Annotated in this window: 21 protein-coding genes; 10 read left to right on the top strand and 11 right to left on the bottom strand. The window is 64.0% G+C overall.

The window, feature by feature from the left end; all coding sequences use genetic code 11:
• Positions 1 to 12: 12 nt before the first annotated feature.
• The 6 genes from C8J36_RS04290 to C8J36_RS04265 form a co-directional block, all read right to left on the bottom strand.
• Entirely contained in the window at positions 13 to 405 is a 393-nt protein-coding gene (locus tag C8J36_RS04290) for an SUF system Fe-S cluster assembly protein (RefSeq protein ID WP_062593069.1), read from the bottom strand.
• 10 nt (positions 406 to 415) lie between these two features.
• Positions 416 to 1,657 carry a cysteine desulfurase gene (locus tag C8J36_RS04285; protein ID WP_132532855.1) on the bottom strand — a complete coding sequence of 414 codons (1,242 nt, stop codon included), beginning with the start codon at positions 1,655 to 1,657 and terminating at the stop codon, positions 416 to 418.
• A gap of 45 nt (positions 1,658 to 1,702) precedes the next feature.
• Complete coding sequence (gene sufD / locus C8J36_RS04280; RefSeq protein ID WP_132532853.1) at positions 1,703 to 2,977, bottom strand: Fe-S cluster assembly protein SufD; 1,275 nt, start codon at positions 2,975 to 2,977, stop codon at positions 1,703 to 1,705.
• Positions 2,978 to 2,991: 14 nt separating this feature from the next.
• Positions 2,992 to 3,747, bottom strand: a complete 756-nt coding sequence (gene sufC / locus C8J36_RS04275; RefSeq protein ID WP_062593062.1) for a Fe-S cluster assembly ATPase SufC — start codon at positions 3,745 to 3,747, stop codon at positions 2,992 to 2,994.
• Between the two features lie 92 nt (positions 3,748 to 3,839).
• Positions 3,840 to 5,309: a Fe-S cluster assembly protein SufB gene (gene sufB, locus C8J36_RS04270; protein ID WP_062593059.1), complete on the bottom strand. Its 1,470-nt coding sequence runs from the start codon at positions 5,307 to 5,309 to the stop codon at positions 3,840 to 3,842.
• A 137-nt stretch (positions 5,310 to 5,446) separates the two neighbouring features.
• Positions 5,447 to 6,613 carry a cysteine desulfurase family protein gene (locus C8J36_RS04265; protein ID WP_132532851.1) on the bottom strand — a complete coding sequence of 389 codons (1,167 nt, stop codon included), beginning with the start codon at positions 6,611 to 6,613 and terminating at the stop codon, positions 5,447 to 5,449.
• A gap of 267 nt (positions 6,614 to 6,880) precedes the next feature.
• Here C8J36_RS04265 and C8J36_RS04260 point away from each other — a divergent pair, with 267 nt between their 5' ends.
• Genes C8J36_RS04260 through C8J36_RS04250 form a run of 3 tightly spaced genes read left to right on the top strand, consistent with a single transcriptional unit; the run spans position 6,881 to position 8,142 of the window.
• Positions 6,881 to 7,558, top strand: a complete 678-nt coding sequence (locus C8J36_RS04260) for an alpha/beta hydrolase (protein ID WP_132532849.1) — start codon at positions 6,881 to 6,883, stop codon at positions 7,556 to 7,558.
• 54 nt (positions 7,559 to 7,612) lie between these two features.
• Positions 7,613 to 7,852, top strand: a complete 240-nt coding sequence (locus tag C8J36_RS04255) for a hypothetical protein (protein WP_062593058.1) — start codon at positions 7,613 to 7,615, stop codon at positions 7,850 to 7,852.
• Positions 7,849 to 8,142, top strand: coding sequence for a type II toxin-antitoxin system RelE/ParE family toxin (locus C8J36_RS04250; protein WP_165914940.1), 294 nt, complete (start codon positions 7,849 to 7,851; stop codon positions 8,140 to 8,142). Before C8J36_RS04255 ends, C8J36_RS04250 begins: the two co-directional genes overlap by 4 nt.
• Here the strand turns inward: C8J36_RS04250 and C8J36_RS04245 are convergent.
• The gene (locus C8J36_RS04245) at positions 8,133 to 9,257 is read right to left on the bottom strand and encodes an anhydro-N-acetylmuramic acid kinase (protein WP_132532845.1); all 1,125 of its coding nucleotides are present in this window, start codon (positions 9,255 to 9,257) and stop codon (positions 8,133 to 8,135) included. The genes C8J36_RS04250 and C8J36_RS04245 overlap by 10 nt on opposite strands.
• 124 nt (positions 9,258 to 9,381) lie before the next feature.
• On the opposite strand from C8J36_RS04245, the gene tyrS reads away from it, so the two are divergent.
• Together tyrS and C8J36_RS04235 are read left to right on the top strand one after the other, a co-directional pair.
• On the top strand, positions 9,382 to 10,635 hold the full coding sequence (tyrS, locus tag C8J36_RS04240; RefSeq protein ID WP_132532843.1) for a tyrosine--tRNA ligase: 1,254 nt from the start codon (positions 9,382 to 9,384) through the stop codon (positions 10,633 to 10,635).
• A 71-nt stretch (positions 10,636 to 10,706) separates the two neighbouring features.
• Complete coding sequence (locus C8J36_RS04235) at positions 10,707 to 11,708, top strand: dienelactone hydrolase (RefSeq protein WP_132532841.1); 1,002 nt, start codon at positions 10,707 to 10,709, stop codon at positions 11,706 to 11,708.
• Positions 11,709 to 11,737: 29 nt separating this feature from the next.
• On the opposite strand, the gene C8J36_RS04230 is transcribed toward C8J36_RS04235, so the two are convergent.
• Complete coding sequence (locus tag C8J36_RS04230) at positions 11,738 to 15,202, bottom strand: DUF3971 domain-containing protein (protein WP_132532839.1); 3,465 nt, start codon at positions 15,200 to 15,202, stop codon at positions 11,738 to 11,740.
• Positions 15,203 to 15,559: 357 nt separating this feature from the next.
• Between C8J36_RS04230 and C8J36_RS04225 the strand changes: the two genes are divergently transcribed.
• The 5 genes from C8J36_RS04225 (at position 15,560) to C8J36_RS04205 (ending at position 20,734) form a co-directional block, all read left to right on the top strand.
• Complete coding sequence (locus C8J36_RS04225) at positions 15,560 to 16,033, top strand: peroxiredoxin (protein WP_132532837.1); 474 nt, start codon at positions 15,560 to 15,562, stop codon at positions 16,031 to 16,033.
• A gap of 71 nt (positions 16,034 to 16,104) precedes the next feature.
• On the top strand, positions 16,105 to 16,914 hold the full coding sequence (locus tag C8J36_RS04220) for a ferritin-like domain-containing protein (protein ID WP_132533052.1): 810 nt from the start codon (positions 16,105 to 16,107) through the stop codon (positions 16,912 to 16,914).
• 90 nt (positions 16,915 to 17,004) lie between these two features.
• Positions 17,005 to 18,339: a M23 family metallopeptidase gene (locus C8J36_RS04215; protein WP_245506444.1), complete on the top strand. Its 1,335-nt coding sequence runs from the start codon at positions 17,005 to 17,007 to the stop codon at positions 18,337 to 18,339.
• A 200-nt stretch (positions 18,340 to 18,539) separates the two neighbouring features.
• Entirely contained in the window at positions 18,540 to 20,156 is a 1,617-nt protein-coding gene (locus C8J36_RS04210; protein WP_132532833.1) for a DEAD/DEAH box helicase, read from the top strand.
• A gap of 128 nt (positions 20,157 to 20,284) precedes the next feature.
• The gene (locus C8J36_RS04205; RefSeq protein ID WP_132532831.1) at positions 20,285 to 20,734 is read left to right on the top strand and encodes an NUDIX domain-containing protein; all 450 of its coding nucleotides are present in this window, start codon (positions 20,285 to 20,287) and stop codon (positions 20,732 to 20,734) included.
• Here C8J36_RS04205 and C8J36_RS04200 read toward each other — a convergent pair.
• Genes C8J36_RS04200 through C8J36_RS04190 form a run of 3 tightly spaced genes read right to left on the bottom strand, consistent with a single transcriptional unit; the run spans position 20,723 to position 23,790 of the window.
• The gene (locus C8J36_RS04200; protein ID WP_132532829.1) at positions 20,723 to 21,046 is read right to left on the bottom strand and encodes a TfoX/Sxy family protein; all 324 of its coding nucleotides are present in this window, start codon (positions 21,044 to 21,046) and stop codon (positions 20,723 to 20,725) included. The genes C8J36_RS04205 and C8J36_RS04200 overlap by 12 nt on opposite strands.
• A 3-nt stretch (positions 21,047 to 21,049) precedes the next feature.
• Positions 21,050 to 22,747 (bottom strand): molybdopterin-binding/glycosyltransferase family 2 protein, encoded by a 1,698-nt coding sequence (locus tag C8J36_RS04195; RefSeq protein ID WP_132532827.1) that lies wholly within the window; start codon positions 22,745 to 22,747, stop codon positions 21,050 to 21,052.
• Entirely contained in the window at positions 22,744 to 23,790 is a 1,047-nt protein-coding gene (locus C8J36_RS04190; protein WP_132532825.1) for an XdhC family protein, read from the bottom strand. The genes C8J36_RS04195 and C8J36_RS04190 overlap by 4 nt, the downstream gene beginning before the upstream one ends.
• Positions 23,791 to 23,849: the final 59 nt, after the last annotated feature.

The raw sequence follows: 23,849 nt of genomic DNA, 5'->3' as shown, positions 1-23,849 counted from the left end.
ATCGCCCGGCGATCAATACCAGCCGACGGCGACCTGTGCCTCCTCGGACATCCGGTCCGGCGTCCATGGCGGGTCGAAGGTCATCGAGACCTCGACGCCGGAAATGCCCTCGACGGCACCGACGGCATTCTCGACCCAGCCCGGCATTTCCCCCGCCACCGGGCAACCGGGCGCGGTCAGCGTCATCGCGATCTTCACCATGCGGTCGTCCTCGATGTCGATCTTGTAGATCAGCCCGAGCTCGTAGATATCGGCCGGAATTTCCGGGTCGTAGACGGTCTTCAGCGCCGAGATCACGTCGTCGGACAGACGCGCCAGCTCTTCCGGCGGAATGGCCGACGGAACGATCCCGTCGCGGGCGTCCTGCGTCTCGCCGGCAGTCTCGGCCTGGGTCTCAACAGTCATGCTCGTATCCTCACGCAAAGAATGTCCGCGCCTTTTCCAGCGCGGCGACCAGCACGTCGACTTCGGCGCGCGTGTTGTAAAGCCCGAACGAGGCCCGGCAGGTGGACGTCACCCCGAATCGCTTCAGCAGGGGCATGGCGCAATGCGTGCCCGCCCGCACCGCGACGCCGGCACGATCGATGACCGTGGAGACGTCGTGGGCGTGCACCCCTTCGATCTCGAAGGAGAAGATGCCGCCCTTGCCGGGCGCCTGCCCGATGATGCGCAGGGCGTTGACCGACTGGAGCCGTTCGGCCGCATAGGCGGCAAGATCCGCCTCGTGCCGCGCGATCCGGTCGCGACCCACGTTCTCCATGTAGTCGAGCGCGACGCCGAGGCCGATCGCCTGCACGATCGGCGGCGTGCCGGCCTCGAACCGGTGCGGCGGCTCGTTATAGGTGATGGCGTCTTCGCTGACCTCGATGATCATCTCGCCGCCGCCCATGAACGGCCGCATCTCCGCCAGCCGCTCCTTCTTGCCATAGAGCACGCCGATGCCAGACGGGCCGTAAAGCTTGTGGCCGGTCATGACATACCAGTCGCAATCGATATCCTGCACATCGACCGGCATGTGCACGGCCGCCTGGCTGCCATCGACCAGAACCGGAATGCCGCGCTCATGTGCAATCCGGCAGATTTCCTTCACATCGACGATCGTGCCGAGCGCGTTCGACATATGCGTGATCGCGACCAGTTTCGTCTTCGACGTCAGGCACCTGACGAAATCGTCGATATGAAACGCGCCCTGATCGTCCACCGGCGCCCAGACGAGCTTTGCGCCCTGCCGTTCGCGAATGAAATGCCAGGGCACGATGTTGGAGTGGTGCTCCATGATCGAGATCAGGATCTCGTCGTCGGCACCGAGCTTCGGCATGCCCCAACCGTAGGCGACCGTGTTGATCGCCTCGGTCGAGGACTTGGTGAACACGATCTCGTCCACGGACGGCGCATTCAAGAACCGCCGCACCGTCTCGCGCGACAGCTCATAGGCGTCCGTCGCGGCATTCGACAGGAAGTGCAGGCCGCGATGGACATTGGCATATTCATTGGCATAGGCGTGGCTGATCGCGTCGATGACCGCCTGCGGCTTCTGGGCCGACGCGCCATTGTCGAGATAGACGAGCGGCTTGCCGTAGACCGTCCGCGACAGGATCGGAAAATCCTGCCGTATCCGCTCGACGTCATATGCCTGTGTGGAGACCGTCTGGTCCATGATGCCTCTGCTTTCTGCCTCGATGCGAACGCTTGCCGGATACGGTCAGGCGTGCCGCGCCAGCCATTGCGCGATGATGAGCTCCAGCGGTTCGATCAGCGCCTCGTTCTCCAGTTCCTCGACGATCTCGTCCACGAACGCATTGACCAGCATGGCGCGCGCCCGGTTTTCAGGGATACCACGCGCCTGAAGATAATAGAGATGCGTCGGATTGAGGTCGATCACGGTTGCGCCGTGGCCGCATTGCACGTCGTCTGCAAAGATCTCGAGTTCGGGCTTTGCGGAAAAATCCGCATCGTCCGACAGGAGCAGCGTGTTGCACGCCATCTTCGCGTCCGTCTTCTGCGCGTCCTGCGCCACCCGGATCTGACCCTGAAACACGCCGCGGGCCTTGTCAAAAAGCACGTTGCGAATGATCTCGGTCGAGGTGGTGTTCGCCACGTCGTGGCCGAGCGTGAAGGTCACGTCCGTCAGCGTGTCGCCACCCATCAGGTTGATGCCGCGCAGCTTGAAGTCCGAGCCTTCGCCCGTCACCACGCCGTGCACTTCCTGGCGCACGAGCTTGCCGCCGGCATTGATGACGAACAGCCGGAAGGAGGCGTTTTCGCCGAGCTCGAAATTCAACTGTCCGAGATGCGTGTCCTCCTCGCCCTGCTGCTGCAGCAGAATCCATGTGACCTCGGCACCGTCCTCGATGATGAGATCGGAAACGGAGGAAACAAGGCTTGGCCGGCCGTCGACTGAGAGATGTCGCTCGATCACGGTTGCCTTGGACTTCGGGCCGAAGGTCACCGGAAAGCGGCTGTGGCTCTGCCCGGCGCTCTGCACGATCTGCAGCTCCAGCGGCTGTGCCAGAACGGTATCTTCCGGAATTTCGATCTCGAAACCATCGCGAACGAAGGTCCCGTTGATCCGGCCGATCGCATCTTCGGTGTTCCGCGCGACGAGATCGCCGGCCGCGGTGCCATCGAGCAGGCTATCGCCATAGCGCTTGACGATGACGCCATCGGGCGCCTGCCCGGCATCCGCCTGACCGTTGACGACGGTCAGGACGGCGGAGCCGACGGCCAGCGGCTCGACCGCTTCCGCGAAGGCAGAGCCATCATAGGCAGGGACGTTGCGCAGCAAGGCCCGCAGGTCCGTATAGTGCCAGGCTTCCAGCCGCCGCGTCGGCAGGCCGGCATCCTTCAGGTCGGAGAGCAGCGTATCGCGCGCCGAGAGAACGGCGCCGTCACCCGGCAGGTCGCTCAGCTGATGATTATACGCCTCCAGCAGCGCCGTTTCGGCCGCCGTCCGCGTGATCGTGTTCTGAATGTTCATGAGCAAACGCTCCTTCAAGCCGCCGCGCCGATGATGTCGGCATAGCCGTTGGCTTCCAGATCGAGCGCCAGCGACTTGTCGCCGGTTTTGATGACCTGGCCCTTGTAGAGAACATGAACCGTATCCGGAACGATGTATTCCAGCAGGCGCTGGTAGTGCGTGATGACGATCACGGCGCGATCCGGCGACCGCAGCGCGTTGACGCCATCGGACACGATCTTCAGCGCATCGATGTCGAGGCCCGAATCGGTCTCGTCGAGAATGCAGAGGCTCGGCGCCAGCAGCGCCATCTGCAGGATCTCGGCGCGCTTCTTCTCGCCACCGGAAAAGCCGACGTTCAGCGGACGCTTCAGCATATCCGGATTGATCTTCAGCTCGGCGGCGGCTTCCTTCACCCGGCGGATAAAGTCCGGGGTCTTCAGCTCTTCCTCGCCGCGATACTTCCGCTGCTCGTTCATCGCCACCTTGAGGAACTGCATGGTGGCAACGCCGGGGATTTCGACCGGATACTGGAAGGCGAGGAAAATCCCCTTCGCCGCGCGCTCGGACGCGTCAAGTTCCAGAATGCTCTCGCCGTTATAGAGGATGTCGCCCTCGGTGACTTCGTAGTCTTTGCGGCCCGAGAGAATGTAGGACAGCGTCGACTTCCCCGAGCCGTTCGGCCCCATGATGGCCGCCACTTCGCCGGCCTTAACGGTCAGGTTCAGCCCGCGAATGATCTCGGTGCCATCCTCGGCGATCCGGGCATGGAGGTTTCTGATTTCAAGCATTGGTTCACTCTTTCGTACGACGGTACCAACCTGTCATCCCAAGGTCGGTCGTTCCATTCAATTCATGTTCGCGGCGATGCCGTCCAGGCTGGTCAGCCCACAGACCCCTCCAGCGAAATCCCGATCAGCTTCTGCGCCTCGACCGCGAATTCCATTGGCAGTTCCTGGATGACCTCCTTGACGAAGCCGTTGACGATCAGGGCGATCGCCGCTTCTTCCGGAATGCCGCGCTGCAGGCAATAGAACAGCTGGTCCTCGGAGATCTTGGAGGTCGTGGCCTCGTGCTCGAACTGCGCCGTCGAGTTCTTCGCCTCGATATAGGGCACCGTATGCGCGCCGCAGCGGTCACCGATCAGGAGCGAGTCGCACTGCGTGAAGTTGCGGGCATTGGTCGCCTTGCGATGGGCAGAGACCTGACCGCGATAGGTGTTCTGCGACACGCCGGCCGCGATCCCCTTGGAAATGATGCGGCTCGACGTGTTCTTGCCGAGATGGATCATCTTCGTGCCACTGTCGATCTGCTGGTGGCCGTTGGAAACCGCGATCGAGTAGAACTCGCCCCGGCTGTCGTCGCCGCGCAGGATGCAGGACGGGTATTTCCAGGTGATGGCGGAGCCGGTCTCGACCTGCGTCCACGAGATCTTCGACCGGTCGCCGCGGCAATCGCCGCGCTTGGTGACGAAATTGTAGATGCCGCCCTTGCCGTCCTTGTCGCCCGGATACCAGTTCTGGACCGTCGAATATTTGATTTCGGCATCGTCGAGCGCCACGAGCTCCACCACGGCCGCATGCAGCTGGTTTTCGTCGCGCTGCGGCGCCGTGCAGCCTTCGAGGTAGGAGACGTAAGCACCTTCTTCCGCGATGATCAGCGTCCGCTCGAACTGGCCGGTGCCCTTCTCGTTGATGCGGAAATAGGTGGAAAGCTCCATCGGGCAGCGAACGCCCTTGGGAACGAAAACGAAGGAGCCGTCGGTGAACACCGCCGAATTCAGGGTCGCATAGTAATTGTCGGTCGTCGGCACCACAGTGCCCAGATATTTCTTCACGAGATCCGGGTGCTCGCGGATGGCTTCCGAGATCGACATGAAGATCACGCCGGCTTTCTTCAGCTCTTCCTTGAACGTCGTGACGACCGACACCGAATCGAACACGGCATCGACCGCGATCTTCGACGTCTTCACGCCGGCGAGCAGTTCCTGTTCGCGCAGGGGAATGCCGAGCTTCTCGTAGATCTTGAGGATTTCCGGATCGACATCATCGATGGATGTCGGGCCCGGCGTGCTCTTCGGCGCGGCATAGTAGGAAATCGCGTTGAAATCGATTTTCGGATAATTGACGCGCGCCCAATCCGGCTCGGTCAGCGTCAGCCAGCGGCGATACGCCTCCAGACGCCATTCGAGCATCCAGTCGGGCTCATCCTTCTTGGCGGAAATGAACCGAATGATCTCTTCGGACAGGCCGTTCGGGGCCTTGTCCATCTCGATCATCGATTCGAAACCATACTTGTACTGGTCAACGTCGATCAGCTTCACCTGATCGATTGTTTCCTGCACGGCAGCCATGTCATTCTCCCGTCTTGCCGGATGTCAAGGATCCGGCCCTCTGTGAGGCACGATCGTATCGTGCCGTTCATGTAATGGGTCGTTCGGGCAGTTTCACCCTGTTCGCACCCGCAAACTTAAGCTTTCACACGCTTTCTTCACGCCGCTGCGCTGTTGGAGCGCCGCCGCCCGGCTATGCGGGCGAAGATGTCGATCGTCCGGTCGATCTCCTCGGCCGTCGTGGTGGGGCCGATCGAGATACGCAGCGCACCGAGCGCCGGATCTTGCCCCATCGCCATCAGCACGTGGCTCTGCCCGACCTTGCCCGAGGAACAGGCCGATCCGGCGGAGAGGGCGACCCCCTCCAGATCGAAGGCGATCTGCCCCGTCTCGGCCTTGAGACCGGGAAGGCTGAAGAATGTGGTATTGCCGACGCGGGCGCTGTCAGCCCCATGGATGAGCACGTCGGGCGCAGCACTCCGCATGCCCGTTTCCAGCCGGTCGCGCAAGGCCGTCACATCGGAGAGGTACCCGTCGAGCGCGTCCTTTGCCCCACGCGCGGCCGCTCCGAAGCCGGCAAGGGCGGCGGGGTTCTCGGTGCCGGAGCGATGCCCCTTCTCCTGCCCGCCACCATGGATGAGCGCGCGCGGCATCAGCACTTCGCCGCGGGCAACGAGCGCGCCAGCCCCTTTCGGCCCGCCGATCTTGTGCGAGGCGAGAATGAGGAAATCCGCACCCAGCGCCGCAATCGACACCGGCATGCGCCCGACCGCCTGAACGGCATCGACCACCAGCAGGCCGCCCGCAGCCTTCACGCGCGCAGCCACTTCCGCAATCGGCTGGATCACGCCCGTCTCGTTGTTGACGAGCATGACGGCCACCATCGGAATGCCGTCCTCTTTCGGATGAACCAAGAGCGCCCGGTCGAGCGAATCGAGATCGACCGTTCCAGCCGGCGTGACCGAAAGTTCCAGCACACGATCCCTTTGAAAGCGGCCACCCTCGCGCACGGCCGGATGCTCGATGGCCGACACATAGAGGCGCCCGATACGAAGCGGTGTCCGGCCCATGCGGAAATCCGACGTGAGCACCATGTTGGCCGCTTCCGTTGCGCCGCTCGTAAAGGTGATGCAGGCAGGCTCGGCGTCGCAGAGCGCGGCCACGTCCCGGCGCGCGGCCTCGATCACCGACTTCAGACGGCGCCCCTCCGCATGGACCGACGAGCCGTTTCCGGTCAGGTCGAACGCGGACAGGAACGCATCGCGCGCAGCGGCCGAAATCGGCGCCGTGGCGTTCCAGTCCATGTAGATCCGCGTCATGGCCATGTCGACCGTCCGTGTCCTCTCCCGCGCCTGCATTCCGCGGGCCGGGAGCTGTTCTTGCCAAATGCGCATGCCAGCCCATCTAAACCGAAGCAGGCACCGCATTTTCCTTGAAGTTTTCGCTACGCTTGCCGTAAGAGACGACACCTGCACGCACGCCGTGCCAAGTTTTGAATGGTTCTAAACTGTTTTAGAAAAGCTGAGTGCTTTCGTCAAGACTGCTCGGCCGTCTTATCCGCAACTTGGAACCATGCTCACGCCGGAGACCCAATGCCCGAAGTCATTTTCAACGGACCCGCTGGCCGACTGGAAGGCCGTTATCAGCCTTCCAAGCAGAAGAATGCCCCGATTGCGATCGTTCTGCACCCCCACCCCCAGTTCGGCGGGACGATGAACAATCAGATCGTCTACCAACTCTTCTATATGTTCCAGAAGCGCGGCTTCACCACGCTGCGGTTCAACTTCCGCTCCATCGGCCGCAGCCAGGGTGAATTTGACCATGGCGCGGGCGAACTGTCCGATGCCGCCTCGGCGCTCGACTGGGTGCAGAGCATGCATCCCGACTCGAAGAGCTGCTGGGTCGCCGGCTATTCGTTCGGCTCCTGGATCGGCATGCAGCTTCTCATGCGTCGCCCGGAGATCGAGGGGTTCATCTCGGTCGCCCCGCAGCCCAACACCTACGACTTCTCGTTTCTGGCGCCCTGCCCTTCCTCCGGCCTGATCATCAACGGCGATGTCGACAAGGTCGCGCCGGAAAAGGACGTCAACACGCTGGTGGAAAAGCTCAAGACCCAGAAGGGCATCCTCATCACCCACCGCACCGTGCCCGGCGCCAACCACTTCTTCAACGGTCAGGTCAATACCCTCATGGGCGAGTGCGAAGACTACCTCGACCGCCGCCTGAACGGCGAACTCACGCCGGAACCGGCGGCCAAGCGCATCCGCTAGACCGCTTGAGCAGGGGCCGCGATTGGCCTAAAGTCAACGGATGGAGCGTGCGCGATGACCAAGCATACCATCACCTTGACGGAGCCGATCGCAAACCTGCTCGATCGCCAGATGAGCTTGAACGGACACCGCTCCGTCAGCGATTATGTCGCGGATCTCGTGACCCGCGATGCCGCGACGCAGGAAAGCGCGACGGCAGAGCTGAAAGCCATGCTGGAATCGGCAAAGCAAAGCGGCACCAGCAGCCGCGATCTTCATGAAATTCTACGGGAAGCGCGAGCCAGACTATCGTGACAGGTCGCATCCGGTTCACCCGGAACGCCGAAGACGATATTTTCAATATCTACGAGTACACCGCGAAAACACATGGCGCGCGACAGCTCGAGAAATACGAGATGGCACTGAAGGCAGCGTTCGAGGTGCTGGAGGCCAATCCCGAAATCGGCGTCGATCGCAGCGCTCTGCGTCCGGGCACGCGAAGATACCTGTTCGAGAGCCATGCGATCTATTACGAAGTGGATAGGTCCGACATCCTCGTTCTCCGTATCCTCAACGTGAAACAGGACCCCGGCCGTCATCTGTGAGGAGTTAGGACGCCCCCGCTCACCTCTTCTAGCACCCCGGTCGTTCCCGGAAACGTCAGCGGCAGCCCGCGCAGCGACCGCACTGCGAGATAGGCCCACGCCTCTGCCTCCATTGCCCCGCCATCCAGCCCCACCGCATCGGACGACACGACGCGGGCGCCGCTTCGTCCAGCCAGTGCCGAAAATTCCTGCATGATGACAGGATTGAGCCGGCCTCCACCCGAGACGACATAGGTCTGCGGCCGGGCCGGAAGATGCGTCGCACAGCGCAGGATCGCAGCACCTGTCACATGAGCAAGCGTGCGGGCGCCGTCCTCCAGCGAAACCTCGCCCTTCACAGGCGGCGCAAAATCGCTGCGATCCAGCGAACGGCGGAGATTGTCGGTGAAGAACCGGTGGTCCAGATAGCGGGCTGCAAGCTCCGGCACCACGACGCCCGCCGCCGCAATAACACCGCCCGCATCGAACGATCCGCCGTCATGCGCCTCGATCCACTGGTCGATCAGCATGTTGCCGGGGCCGCTGTCGAAGGCTGAGAGCGCGCCATCCCCGCCGACGAAGGTGAGATTGGAAATCCCGCCGATATTGACGAAGACGACGGGCGTTTCGAGATCTCCGGGAAGATTGGCCGCAAGCGCCTGGTGATAGACAGGAATGAGCGGCGCGCCCTGCCCGCCGGCCCTCATGTCGGCGGCCCGCATGTCGTGCACGACATCGACCCCCGTTTCCGCGGCCAGCAGAACCCCGTCGCCGATCTGGACGGTCAAGCCTTCATCCGGCCGGTGCAGCACCGTTTGGCCATGAAAGCCGATCACGTCGATATCGCCAGGCTTCAGACCGTTGGCATGTAGAAAGTCATGGACGGCGACCGCGTGCAGGAGCGTCAGATCCCGCTCGATCCGCACGAGATCGCCCGGCCGCTCGCCGCGGTCGCGGATCGGCGCTGCCATGACGAGCGCCGCCTTCAGCCGTGCGCGAAAACCGCTGTCATAGGCGAGCCCATGCGACGGGCCGCGCCGGACGACGGCTTCGCCGTCGGTTTCCAGGAGCGCGAGATCGATTCCGTCCATGCTGGTGCCGCTCATCAGCCCGATCGCCGTCATGATCCGCGCCATACCGTCCGTCTCCTGCCCGATTCGCAGTCTGCGAAGGCTTTCAACATTCATGCCCGAGACGGATGCACTTCGCAAAAAACAATGCTAAAGGCCCGGCTTCAGCCAGATCGAAGAGTTCATGTCCATGTCCAGGTTCAAGTCCGATTTCCTCCGCACCCTCGACGAGCGCGGCTTTCTCCACCAGCTCTCCGACGAGAGCGGCTTGGATGCGCTGTTCCAGAAAGAGGTCGTGACGGCCTATATCGGTTACGATCCCACCGCATCGAGCCTGCATGTCGGCCATCTCACCCAGATCATGATGCTGCACTGGTTGCAGGAAACCGGTCACCGGCCGCTCTCGCTGATGGGCGGCGGCACCGGCATGGTGGGCGATCCCTCCTTCAAGGAGGAAGCCCGCAAGCTGATGACGGTGGAAACCATCGAGGAGAACATCGCCTCCATCAAGCGCTGCTTTGCCAATTACATCGACTACAACAAGCCCGAAAATGCGGGCCTGATGATCAACAATGCCGAATGGCTGCGCCCGCTGAATTATCTCGAATTCCTGCGCGATGTCGGCCGGCATTTCTCCGTCAACCGCATGCTCTCCTTCGATAGCGTCAAGACAAGGCTCGACCGCGAGCAGTCGCTGTCCTTCCTCGAATTCAACTACATGATCCTGCAGGCCTATGATTTCGTCGAACTGGCCAAGCGATACGATTGCCGCCTGCAGATGGGCGGCTCGGACCAGTGGGGCAACATCGTCAACGGCATCGACCTCGGCCACCGCATGGGCACACAGCAGCTCTACGCGCTGACCTCGCCCCTGCTCACCACCTCGTCCGGCGCGAAGATGGGCAAGTCCGCCTCCGGCGCGATCTGGTTGAATGCCGAACTGCTGCCCGTCTATGATTTCTGGCAGTACTGGCGCAACACGGAAGATGCCGATGTCGGCCGCTTCCTGAAATTGTTCACGACGCTGCCGATGGACGAGATCGCCAGGCTGACGGCGCTCGGCGGGGCCGAGATCAACGAAGCCAAAAAGACCTTGGCAACGGAAGTCACCGCGATCCTGCACGGCCGCACAGCCGCAGAGGCCGCCGCCGAAACCGCGCGCAAGACGTTCGAGGAAGGGGCGCTCGCCGAGGACCTGCCCTCGGTCTCCATTCCCGCAGCCGAGCTCGAGGCCGGCCTCGGCCTGCTGACGCTCATCGTCCGGTCCGGCCTTGCCGCCTCCAACGGCGAAGCCCGCCGCCACGTCCAGGGCGGCGCCGTCCGCATCAACGACGTCGCGATCTCCGATGAACGCACATCCATCGGTACGGACGAACTGACCAAGGACGGCGTGATCAAGCTCTCCCTCGGCAAGAAGAAACACATCCTCATCCGCCCCGCGTGAGGGCGTCATATTTATAAGGCATTCCGCATATAGATCCGATATCAGGAATAGTTCTGATTTCGGATCTTACGATGCGCATCCATCTGCTCCAGGTGATCGTCTTTTTCATCATCTCGGTCGCTCCGGCCCAAGCCGCAGAAAGCCTCGGCACGGGCCTGAGGAGGATCGAGTTTACCGATCCGGTCGGGCACGGTTCCATTGATGCCGTCGCGTTCTATCCCGCCGCGGAAGCGACGGGTTCGACGCATCCCGGCCCTTTCGAGGTTGCCGCATCGAAGGGCGTTTCCATTGCCAGCGGACGATACCCGTTGTTTCTCATGTCTCACGGAAGCCTCGGGAGCCTGTGGGGAAACCACGATCTCGCGACGTTTCTGACCCGACATGGCGCCATCGTCGTCAGCGTTACCCATCCAGGCGATAATTTTCGGGACGCCAGCAGGGTCGGTTCATCGCTTGCCGTGTTCGGGCGCGCCATGCAGATTTCAGCGGCGCTGACCGCCGCATTGAACGACCCGTTCCTCGCTCAGCATATCGATCCCGGCCGTATCGGCTTCGTGGGATTCTCTGCCGGAGGAACGACGGGATTGATCCTTGCCGGAGCAAAACCGGATTTCGCGCGTCTTGCAGCCTATTGCAAGGGCCGCACGCAGGATCGGGTTGTCTGCGAAGCGCGAGGACAAATCCGTCGCGAGCGACCCGATATCGGACCGGTCCCCGACGACCGAATCCGCTCGTTCGCGCTTCTGGCACCGCTCAGCGTCGTCTTTTCGCCCGAAGCTCTCAGGCCCGTCACGGCCCCGCTTTCCGTCTTCGTCGGCGACAAGGATGAGGAACTGTCTCCCCGGGACAATGCCTTGGATCTCGCGCGAGATCTAGGAGACCGGGCCGAGTTGCACGTCATCGAAAATGCCGGTCATTTCACGTTTCTGGCACCGTGCACGGCAGAGTTCATGCGCGAAATGCCGGCCCTCTGCACAGACCGTCCCGAAATCGACCGTGTCGCCCTGCATCGAAGCGTCAATGCCGATATCGCACGTTTCTTCGACAGCACTTTGGGAAGGCCGCCGCAATAGCTGCGCGCCAGGCCTTTAGGAATGCCGCCTCAGTTGAACTCGAAAATGTTCCGGAACACGCCCGGCGCAATGAGCGACAGGGGATTGATCGTGAGGCTCGGTTTGGCGAAGGAGCCGGTCAGCTTGAAGGTGATGCCGAGCAGGCCCCGATCGCGACCGTTTCCGAGCAGCGTGCCGATCAGGGGCAGTTCGCTGAAGAGACGGTTGAGGCCGTAGGCCGGCATGAAGGTGCCGGTCATGTCGATCTTGCCGTTGGCGTCGCGCACCACACCCTGGAACGTCGCGCCGACGTCGTTGCCGCGCACGACGCCGTTGTCGAGCGCGATCTGGCCTCCATCGAGCGCGAGATTGGCAAAGCCCCGCTCGAACTTCACCGAACTCAGGTCGATGTCCTTCTTAACGGCCTCTCTCAGGCTCTGACCGTTGGATCCCGACGGCGAGGACACCATCGACTGCAGGCGCTGTTCGTTGACGAGCGCGAACTTGCGCAGGTCGAGCGTGCCGCGCCACGAGTTGCCGCCCCGATCCCGCAGCTTCAGGTTCAGCAGGCCGCCGCGCATATTGGCGTAGATGTCGGCGAACCGGGCGAGCGCGCCGGCGTCCCCGCTGGTGAGCTGGACGATATTGTCGGCGCCGGACGATACGAGATCGCCGACGACGGCCTGCCCGGTCGAGGTCACCGCCTTCAGCTTGAGCCCTTCGATCGCACGGCCGCGGGCCGTGTAGGACAGATCGACATTCGAGAGCGCCTCGGAATGAAATCCCTGCACGCTCTTCAGCGACGCATCGATCGAGACCCGCTTGGCGGCCGCCTGGGACACGTCGCCCTTCGTATCCGGGGATTTCAGGCCGTCGATGACGGATCGGATATCGGCCGAGCTGCCGTTGACGGTCACGCCATAGCCGCTCTTCTGCCGCTTGACCGAAACGGCAAAATCGTCGCCGGCCGCAAGACGTACGGAAGAGAGGTCGGCCGCCGCCAGCCCTGCCTTGTCGATGGTGAGCGATCCGCCGGCCCCGAAACCTTCGCCGGAAATCTTGAAGTCGCTGATCGAGGTCACCCCGTCTTTCGTGACGGCCGACAGGCTCGACGTCGCGGCCACGCCACGCCCCTTGCTCCAGCCGATCCATGGCAGGGAGAGGCTGGCGTTTTCGAGATCCACCTTGACCAGCTGCCGGTCGCCCTCCTGCAGGTCCACGTCCAGCCCGATGGGGCCATCCACGATCCCGTTCAGTCCGGGCGCGAACTTCGCAAGCGCCCCGTCCGGCAGGGTTCCGGACACGGTGCGGCTGCGCTTGACCGGGCTGTTCGCCCCGATCGGCTCCACCGCGTCGAGATTCATCGTCACGCCATCGACCGCTGCCTTCGCATCGAGAACGGCGTGCTGGGGATCGATGCGCAGCGTGCCGTTAATGTCGGAGATCGTGCGGCCGGCCATGGCCGGTTTCAGCGAAACGCCATCGAGGCGCATCTCGGCCTGCCATTCCGGCGGCGGCGGATGCTGGTCGCGGGCAAGGCCGAAGCGGGCGCCGACATTCGCGGTCATCGGGCCCGAAAAGTCGTCGGCCTTGAACGGGGTCTTCTGCAGGGCCTCCAGCGGGCGGTAGCTGACGAGTTCGGCGATCGCGTCCGCCTGCCCGGTCACCTGCAGCTTCAGCTCCGCCATCAGCGGTTTGGCGTAGGTGTTCGGGAGGATCAGGTTGCCGTTGTTGACCGCGACCGTTCGCCCGGACGGGAAATAGGCGGTCCCGCTGTTGATATCCACTTCGGCGCGTTCGCCGCGCAGCGTGAAATGCCCGGTGGCGTCGCGCAGCGGCGGGATATCGCCGGCGATGTTGACGCGCGCACCGTCGATGCCGAAATCGATCGTCAGCTCGCCAGCCCCCAGCTCGACCGGCCCCGCCGTCTGGGCGAGACGGCCCTCCTCGATCGCCACTTCGATCCTGCCGTTGTTGACCGTGCCGCCGAAGATGTTCGAGATGACCCAGGCCCGCGCCTTCTTGCCCACCCACCATGGCCAGAGCTGCTTGATGCCGGCCGTCTGCATATCCGTGGTCAGGCCCGCGAAATTGATCTGCGGCGAGGTGCTGGAAAACGCGATCGACAGGGAGCCGGCAAATGTGCCGAGCTTGCTGGAGACCGTCAGCTCGCGAAACAGCAGAGCATGCCGCTCGGATTGGAAATCGCCCGCGACCTTGGCGTCGAAGGTCAGCGGCGGTTCGTTGACGTCGATGGGCGCGGACGTTCCGCCCTGGACCAGCACATCGATGCTGAAACCCTTCGGGAGGGCAAGGGACAGAGGGTCGGACGGCGGCGTGCCTTCCGCAAGCGTCGCGGCCGGCGCCATGGATGCAGCACTCGCGGAATCGATGTCGCGCACCGCGCCGCTGAACGGAAAGACCGACTTGCCCAGCCGGACGGTCGATGGCTTGACCTCGATGCTGCCCCGACCGAAATCATAAGCGAGATTGACGTCGGACGGCAGAAGTTCGGACTGCAGCCCGCTTGCAACGAAGACGCCCTGGTCGAGAGCGCCGGACATGGTGAGTTCCGGCGCGATGCCCTCACCGGCACGCACGGCCGTCAGATTGACGGATGCCTTCGTATCCAGCCCGAACGGCGGTTCGGTCTTGGTTTCCGCGCGATAGAGCAGCGCCGAGGTCGGCAGACCGGTCAGGGCGCCGCCGAGCCGGACGATCCGCCCCTTGTCGCTGTCGGCCGTCAATTGCAGGGCCGTCGAGGTTCCGTCGATCGCCGCGTCGCCGCGAATCGTCATCGATCCGTTTTCGGCACGGGCGAAATCGAGGGAGTGGACATCGAGTTTCACGACGCGGTTGCGTGGGCCAGACAGCGGCAGCATCACATCTGCGATCCGCACCACCTGCGTGCCGCTGCGGGCGATCAGGCTCGAGATCGTGTCCATCTGGGCAAAGATGGCCTCCATCGCCCCGCTGACATCGGCAATGCGGACGCGCGTCAGGTCGAGCGGCTTGCCCTGGGGCAGGATCGCCGGCGCCAGACGGGCGCCTTCGGCCTCGATGCGGGACACGGAGACCCTGCCCGACAGCAGCGAGAGTGGATCGAGCTCGATGAAAACGGACTCGGTCGTCAGCAGTTGTTCGCCGGAGGCGCTTCGCTTCAGCGAAACGTCCTGCGCCTTCAGCGCCAGCGCCCCCTCGCCGGTCAGGCGCACCACGGTGCTGGAGACATCGACATGATAGGCATCGCCGAGCGCGTTGTTCAGCGCCATCTGGGCGCGCGTGTTCAGAATGCGATCGATTCCGCCGGCTTCCACCGCGACCACCAGTCCGGCGACCAGCAGAATCAGGACGCAACCGAGGCCGAGGAGACCTTGCAGGCATCGGCGCGGCCAGCGACGACGGGTGGTGGCATGCAGGATGCAGGGATCGTGCGCCTGGGCCGATGGCAGCGAATGCAACGCAACGATATCCTCCTTGCGGAAGACGGTCTTCTCACCCCGTATCTCAATCATGAGCGGTGTCGGCCTCTGCAAAGGTCGAAAAATGCATCTGTCGGCAAAATCCCGTGGCTCGAGGCGTAAGCCTATTCTAACAAATCAGTGGGGCCACCGCCCTCATCCTGCCTCTCGGCGGACGATGCGGCAACCCGGCGTCGAGCGCTTTCGCTATGAACCCGTCCGTGCGCGTCGATGACCAGGATGAAGCAGGCGAGCCGTCGATCCGCCGTCGATGATCGGTCATGATCCCGGAGGGATGACGACATGCTGCCTTGCACCATATAAGTGAGGCGACAAATGGTCGAAACGACATCGGCGATGAAAAAACGCTGACGATCCGATGAGCATAGGCGATTAAAAACAGGAGCCACCATGACCGTCATCTCCACAGGTGCAAAAGCGCCGGACTTCACCCTGCCGCGCGATGGCGGCGGAACCGTCTCTCTTGCCGAACAGGCAGGTCGCCACGTCGTCCTCTTCTTCTACCCGAAAGACGACACGTCCGGATGCACCGCCGAATCGATCGCCTTCACAGCGAACATCAAGGCATTCGAGGCGGCAAATGCGGTGGTCATCGGCATGTCGCCCGATTCGGCGAAGAAGCACGACAAGTTCGTCGCCAAGCACGACCTCGCCGTCATCCTCGCGGCAGACGAGGAGAAGACGACGCTCGAAGCCTATGGCGTCTGGACCGAGAAAAGCATGTACGGCAAGAAATATATGGGTGTGGAACGCACCACCGTGCTGATCGGCCCGGACGGCATCGTCACGCGCGTCTGGGAGAAGGTGAAGGTACCAGGCCACGTGGACGAGGTCCTCGCTGCCGTTCAGGCTGCCGCGGCGTGACGGACGGGTCGATGTCGGACCCGACCGCGGCGGGTGCCCTCGCCGGCGACGGCGGCAACGGGTCGCTCGCCATGCGATCGCTGCGCGACGGGGCGGCTCTCGCCATCCGCGCCTCCGATCTCGACCTCAAGGCAGACCTCGCGCAGGAGGCCGCTCGACGCTGGAGCGAGCGGCGCCTGTCGCTGCGCTCGCCGCTGGACACGAGCGTCCCCGCCCGCCCCGGTCGGCCCGCAAAGCCGGAGCTTATTCCGCCACAGCGTGTGCCGCGGCGCGCGCTGACGACGCTGCGCGGGCGCATCGCGCTTCTGCATGCGATCGCGCATATCGAACTGAATGCCGTCGATCTCGCGCTGGATATCGTCGCCCGATTTGCGACCGAGCGCGTGCCGAACTCCTTCTTCGATGGCTGGATGCGTGTGGCCTATGAGGAGGCCAAGCATTTCCGGCTGGTGCGAAACCGGCTGCGCGACCTCGGCGCGGACTATGGCGATCTTCCGGCCCATGACGGGCTGTGGCAGGCGGCGCACGATACCCGCAACGACCTGACCGCGCGCCTCGCCGTCGTCCCCCTGATCCTCGAAGCGCGCGGCCTCGATGTGACGCCGGCTCTGCAGGAGAAGATGCGCCAGTCCGGCGATGCGGCGAGCGCCGCGGTGCTCGACATCATCTACGAGGACGAGAAGGGCCACGTGGCCGTCGGTGCCAAATGGTTTCGTTTCCTGTGCGCCCGCGAGGGCAAGGACCCCGCCCGCGCCTTTCAGGATCTCGTGCGCGCCAACTTCCGCGGCCCCTTGAAGGCTCCGTTCAACGATGTCGCGCGGGCCGAAGCGGGACTGACGCCCTCGTTCTATCGCTCGATGACGGCCTCGGTGAACATCTGAGGTGGCGTCGGGCCACCGCGGTCGCAAGCAAATATTAACCTTAACAGGGTCTACTCTCCCCACAGCAAGTGCATGCGGCGGGAGTGTTTTGTGTCTCAGAGTTCGGGAAGCCCGATATTCGGCAAGCGCAAGGAACAGCCCATCCTGATCCTCGCCCGCGGCGAAAAAGTCCATCACATGACGGTTCGCCCCTGGATGACCGCCGTCGGCGTCTCCATCGGCACTCTCTTCGCCATCGGCTATCTCGCCTCGACCTCCTACCTCGTTCTGCGCGACGATCTCATCGGCGGCACCATGGCGCGCCAGGCGCGCATGCAGCACGATTACGAGGATCGCATCTCTGCCCTCAGGGCGCAGGTCGATCGCGTCACCAGCCGGCAGCTTCTCGACCAACAGGTCGTGGAGGAAAAGGTCGAAAAACTTCTCCAGCAGCAGCAGGCCCTGACCTCGCGCCATGGCAAGCTCGGCTCCCTCATCGAGCGTGCCGAGGACTCCGGCCTTGCCGATCCCGGCAAGGACAAGGACGAGACCGAAAAACATGCGGATGCGACCGGCGGCATCCAGGCCATCGAGCGCCTGATGGGCCTTGCCGCAAAGACCGCGCCGAAGGGACCCGCCCTTGCCTATGCCGCGCCGTTTTCGCGCAGCGATCCGCGCGGCGGCGACACGATCACCGACCGCGCCGATCGGCTTTTCTCGCGCGTCACCCATTCCCTGAAGGACATCGAGCGCGGGCAGAAGGACCGGATCGCCTCGCTGACCTCCGGCGCCATCAGCGCGACGGATGCCATCGAGACGATCGTCGCACGCACCGGCCTTTCCGTCACGCCGGAGGCCGAGCAGGCCCGTGCGACGGGTGATACCGCCGGTCAGATGACGGAAACGGGCGATACCGGAATGGGTGGGCCCTATGTGGCTCCGGAAGCGACGGATATGTTCGACCGCCAGTTGGTCGAACTCGATACGGCGCTCGTTCGGCTGGAGCAGGTGCGCGGCGAGGTGCGCAAGCTGCCCTTCAGCAACCCGGCCCCGCAGAGCGACATCACCAGCCGGTTCGGCAATCGCATGGACCCCTTCCTCGGTCGGCTCGCGCTGCATGCCGGAATCGACTTCCGCGTTGCCATCGGCACCAGCGTCCGCTCGACGGCACCGGGCAAGGTCGTGGTCGCCGGCCGCAATGGCGGCTATGGCAACATGGTCGAGATCGATCACGGAAATGGCGTCAATACCCGATACGGCCATCTCTCGACCGTTCTGGTCAATGTCGGCGACGTGGTGAAGGCGGGAGAAGCGATCGGCCGCTCCGGCAATACGGGCCGCTCGACGGGCCCGCACCTCCATTACGAGGTCCGCCTGCATGGCGATGCGGTCGATCCCATGCGCTTCCTGAACGCCGGGATGAAGCTCAGCAGCTATATCGACTGAACCTCTTCCAAAACCGCATTTCAAACCCATATCAAGCGTGTTCGAGACGGATTTCCCGCCTCGGAGCGTCTCGATCGCCGCAAAGCGCCAGTTTTCTTGACTTTCCGCAAGCTTGGGCCTATGAGCGCCCACGACGGACCTCGAGAGCGCGGCCCGCGGCACCAGAGTTCGTTTGAACCGGAACGGAAACAGATTTCCCTTTGACCACGTTTGCTGATCTTGGCCTGAGCCAAAAAGTTCTCTCCGCCGTTACCGATGCGGGCTACACGATCCCGACGCCCATCCAGGCGAACGCCATTCCGCCGGCGCTGATGCGCCGCGATATCCTGGGGATCGCGCAGACGGGAACGGGCAAAACGGCCTCGTTCGTGCTGCCGATGCTGACGCTGCTGGAAAAGGGCCGCGCCCGCGCCCGCATGCCGCGCACCCTGATCCTCGAGCCGACGCGGGAACTCGCCGCACAGGTCGCCGAGAATTTCGAGAAATACGGCAAGAACCATAAGCTCAACATCGCGCTCCTCATCGGCGGCGTCTCGTTCGACGAACAGGACCGCAAGCTGGAACGCGGCGCTGACGTGCTGATCTGCACGCCCGGCCGCCTGCTCGACCATTGCGAGCGCGGCAAGCTGCTGATGACCGGCGTCGAGATCCTCGTGATCGATGAAGCCGACCGCATGCTGGACATGGGCTTCATTCCCGATATCGAACGCATCGCCAAGCTCATTCCCTTCACGCGCCAGACCCTGTTCTTCTCGGCCACCATGCCGCCGGAAATCCAGAAGCTGGCCGACCGCTTCCTGCAGAACCCCGAGCGGATCGAGGTTGCCCCGCCCTCCTCGACCGCCAAGACCGTGACGCAGCGTTTCGTCGCCACCCACGGCAAGGATTACGAGAAGCGCGCCATCCTGCGCGATCTCATCCGCTCGCAGGACGAACTCAAGAACGCGATCATCTTCTGCAATCGCAAGCTCGACGTCGCCGATCTCTTCCGCTCGCTCAGCCGCCATGGCTTTTCCGTCGGGGCGCTTCACGGCGACATGGACCAGAGCTCGCGCACCAAGATGCTTGCGGGCTTCAAGGACAACCAGATCACGCTTCTGGTCGCCTCGGACGTCGCCGCCCGCGGCCTCGACATCCCGGATGTGAGCCACGTCTTCAATTTCGACGTTCCGATCCATGCCGAAGACTATGTTCACCGGATCGGTCGGACCGGTCGTGCGGGACGTTCCGGTGCCGCCTTCACGCTGGTCAGCCGTCGCGATCTGAAAGCGTCCGATGCGATCGAAAAGCTGATCGGCCAGAAGATCGAATGGCACAATGGCGGTCTCGATGACCTGCCGGCGCCGATGGAAAGCACGGACACCGGTCGCTCCGAGAAGAAGGGCGGCCGTGACGGCAAGCGTCGTGGACGCGAGCGGGAGCGTGATCACGCTCCCCGCCACGTCGTGGACCACAATCCCGATGCACCCCGCCCCTACGGCACGAAGCCGGACGGCTACAGCGCTGAAAGCTACAAGCCGGATGCGGTGAAAGCCGACGGCGTCAAGGCCGACAGTCACAAGTCCGACATCAAGACAGACGATACTCCGATCGAAACCGTATCGGCGCAGCCAAGGATTGAACCCGTGAGAGCAGAACGCAAGGCAGACCCGAAGCCGCAGAATGCCGGCCCCCGGAACCACCGCCCGGCTTCGCCTGCCAACGACGACAATCGCGACCGGCGCAATCGCTACCGTCGCGATCACGACGACGGCCCGACCCCGGTCGGCTTCGGCGACGAGATCCCGGCCTTCATGCTGGTTGCCGGCAAGGCCTGATCCACAGTCACCGCATTGCGAAAGCGCGGCGTGTTCGAGGAACCGCCGCGCTTTTTGCGTTCTGCACATCCCGTCGCCAGCCGTTCGGGCCCGCCTCTGCGCGCCGAAAGCCTTGGAGGAGTTCCGCTTTGTCCCTCTCGCACACGGCCGCTCCCGGCATCGACTTCCCCGGCGTCGGCTGCGGTCTCGCGATCCTGCGCGACAACCGCATCCTGCTCTGCCGCCGATTGAAGGCGCCCGAGCGCGGGCACTGGACCATCACCGGCGGCAAGGTCGACATGATGGAGGACAGCCGGTCTGCGGCGCGTCGCGAGGGTATCGAGGAAAGCGGGCTCGTCATCGGCGATGCCATCGATTTCCTCTGCGTCAGCGAGCAGGTGCTCGAAGAGGACCGGCAGCATTGGATCTCGCTGATCTACGTGACATCCGACACGCAGGGCGATCCGCAGGAGACCGAGCCGGACAAGCTGGCCGATATCGGCTGGTACGATCTCGACGCCCTGCCCGCGCCGCTCTCCCGCTTCGCGGCCGATGCGATCGCAGCGATTCTTGCCGCACATCTCGATCTACGTGGCTGATCGCACCGCGGCGTCATAGGCAAGCCGGGCCCAGCGGGTCATCTCGTCTGGATCGTCGAGCGCGACATCGGGAATGGACCAGTAGGGCATGAACACCGGCTTCTTGCCGGCCTTCCCTTCGTAGCTCCATTGGTGTGCACCCGCAGCCTGAAACAGAGGCGCGGTCTCGCGGTCGGCCTTCAGCATCAGTTCGCTGTTGAGATCGATCGCCACGATCAGGCCGTTGCGATAGATGCCCTTGCCGCCGAACATGCGTTTGATGGTCACCGGTCCAAGACCGGAGAACAGATCCTCGATCGCGTCCGCGTCCATCGACTACCCCCTCAACACGCCGCCAGCTGCCGCGATCGCGTCCGGCGTGTCAAGATCGAGATGCGCCGCCGGGCCGATATCGACATCGACGACCGGCAGGTTGCCGTTCTCGATCACATGCCGGGCGCCGACATCGCCTTCGAGCCTGCGGAGCGCGGGAAAGAGCGCGCGCGGAAGGATCACCGGATTGCCCCGCTTGCCGCCATAGACGGCCCGCACCACGGCTTCCCCGCCGTCCTCGCTCCCATGCGCCTCAAAGGCCGAGATCAGCCGGCGGAGGTCGTCGGCGGTCACCCCGGGCATATCCGCCAGAAGCACCAGCATCCCGTCCGCCTCCGCCCCGATGCTGTCGAGACCCGTGATCAGCGACGAGGCCATGCCGGAGGCGAAATCGTCGTTCTGTGCAAAAACGAGGTCGAGGCCGGACAGCGCGTCGCGAATGTCCGCCTCCCGATGCCCCGTCACCACCGTGACCGGCGCAGCGCTCGCGGCAAGCGCGATCTCCGTCGTCCGGCGCACGAGCGGCACGCCATCGAACTCCGCCAACAGCTTGTGATGCCCCGCGGCCCCCATGCGGCTCGCCTGCCCGGCGGCCAGAACCACGGACCGGACAATCAGACGGGGCCTGGCCGTCTCCTCGCTGCCATCGACTTTGCTGCGCGCGCGCGGCCGCGGCCGGGTCGGAATCTCCGCCAGCAATCCCCCGACGCCCATGCCCGTGATCTCCGTTGCGCCGACCGTCTCGCCGGCGATAAGCCGGTCGAGCACCCAGTCGAAGCCGTTCTCCTTCGGGCTGCGCGCACAACCCGGCGCTCCGATGATCCTGACATCGCCGATGGTGCCGAGCACGAGGAGATTGCCCGGATCGACCGGCATGCCGACATGATCGACCGTGCCTCCGGCCAGGCGGATGGCCGCGGGAATGACGTCGTCTGCATCCGTGACGGCAGATGCCCCGAAGACGATCACCAGTTTTGGTCGTTTCCCAAGTTCAGCTCCGGGTTTGGCCCCGGGTTCGGTCCCGGGCTCGTCGATGGCCCGACGGATCGCATCGGCAACCGCATCTTCCCGGTGCGCCACGCGACTCTCGCGTATCAGGCAGCTTCCGGATCGTCGCAGTCGATCGTCCAGCACGCGGCGCGTCTTGTCCATCACCTGCGGTTTCAGCGACGGCAGCGTCGTGGCGATGAGCGAGACCGCGTGCGCGAGAAACGGTTTGACGGCAAACGCGGGCGCTTCTCCGAGAATCGCCGCGGCCTCCTCGGCCCGCCGGCGGTTTACCGCGAGCGGAATGATCTTGATCGTCGCGACCATGTCCCCGGCGCGCACCGCCACATGATCGGCAAGACAGGCGAGCGTCATGGCCGGATCGACGCGGTTGAAACCATCGACACGCGCGCGCGTCGCGACGAACAGGCCATCGACCGCTGCATGCAGGTTGAGGCGACCGGTCGAGGCCGGCGACAATGTCATATGATCCGGCGCGATCCTTGTTGCGATCAGCGTTGCCGCCTCGTCCTCGCCGATATCCTCGGCGTCGAGACGCGCCACCACGATCTCGCCCATCCCGATGGCGGAGAGAGCCTCGATATCGGCGGCGCCAAGAGACCGCCCCTTGGCAAGGCGCCGATCGGGAAGCGCCACCGCATGGGCAAGCACCGAGCCTTCCGCCTCGGCGAGCGGCACAGGACCGAACCTCATGCCTCGACCGTCCCGGCGCGTTCGGGCGCTAGCAGCGCACTGTCCGAAGCCGGCCGCGCGCGCAGCGACTGGATCACGTCGGCGAGAATGGAAACCGCAATCTCGGCCGGCGTCGCCGCTCCGATGGAAAGGCCGATGGGGGCGGAGATACGGGCAATCGCTTCGGGCGCGAGGCCAAGCGCCTGAAGGCGCTCGACCCGCCGCCCATGCGTCTTGCGGCTGCCGAGCGCGCCCACATAGAAACAGCCTGCCTCGATCGCTGCCTTCAGCGCGGTATCGTCGAGCTTCGGATCATGCGTGACGGCGACGAGCGCGGTATAGGCGTCGAGCGGTCGCTCGGGCAGCACGTCCTCCGGCCAGTCCGCCGCGAGATCGACGCCGGCGAACCGCTCGGGCGTCGCAAAGGCCGTTCGCGGGTCGATGACGAGGGTGGAAAAGCCTGCGATCTCGGCCATCGGCACCAGCGCCTGGGCAATATGCACGGCCCCGATGATGACGAGGCGCGGCGGCGGCCGATAGATGTTGATGAACGCCAGCCCATCGGCCGAAAGCTTGGGGAACCCCGAGGCAAAGGCCGCCCGGACATCCTCAGGTCCGCTCTCACCCTCGCCGAAAACCGTCGCGCGACCCGTCGCAAGCTCGGTGCTGGACGCGGCGGCCTGTCGGGCAGAGCGCAGATCATGAAGCCGGCTAAGGGACGACAGGTCCAGTCCGGCGTCGAGCTTCTGGACGAGAACCCGTATCTGCCCACCGCAGGACAAACCGACCTGCCAGGCCGTCTCGTCCGCCACGCCGAACGACAGCACCCGTGCCGCGCCCGATGCGATGATATCCACCGCTTCGGCGACGACGGCGCCCTCGACGCAACCGCCGGAAACCGAGCCGTCGAAATTGCCGTCCGCGTCGATGACGAGATGGCTGCCGATCGGCCGTGGCGCCGACCCCCAGGTCTCGATCACGGTGGCGAGCGCAACCGCCCGACCCTCCCGGGACCAAACCTGCGCGAGGTGGAGCGGATCATGCGCGTCTGCATCGATTGTCATGGAAATGTCCCTGATCGTGGAACCGGCGCAAGGGTGAACCACGCCGCTGCCGCATGACG

This window comes from Rhizobium sp. PP-F2F-G48, assembly GCF_004342335.1.
In the GTDB taxonomy this organism is placed as follows: Bacteria; Pseudomonadota; Alphaproteobacteria; order Rhizobiales; family Rhizobiaceae; genus Ferranicluibacter.
This window is presented reverse-complemented; position numbering and strand designations above follow the sequence as displayed.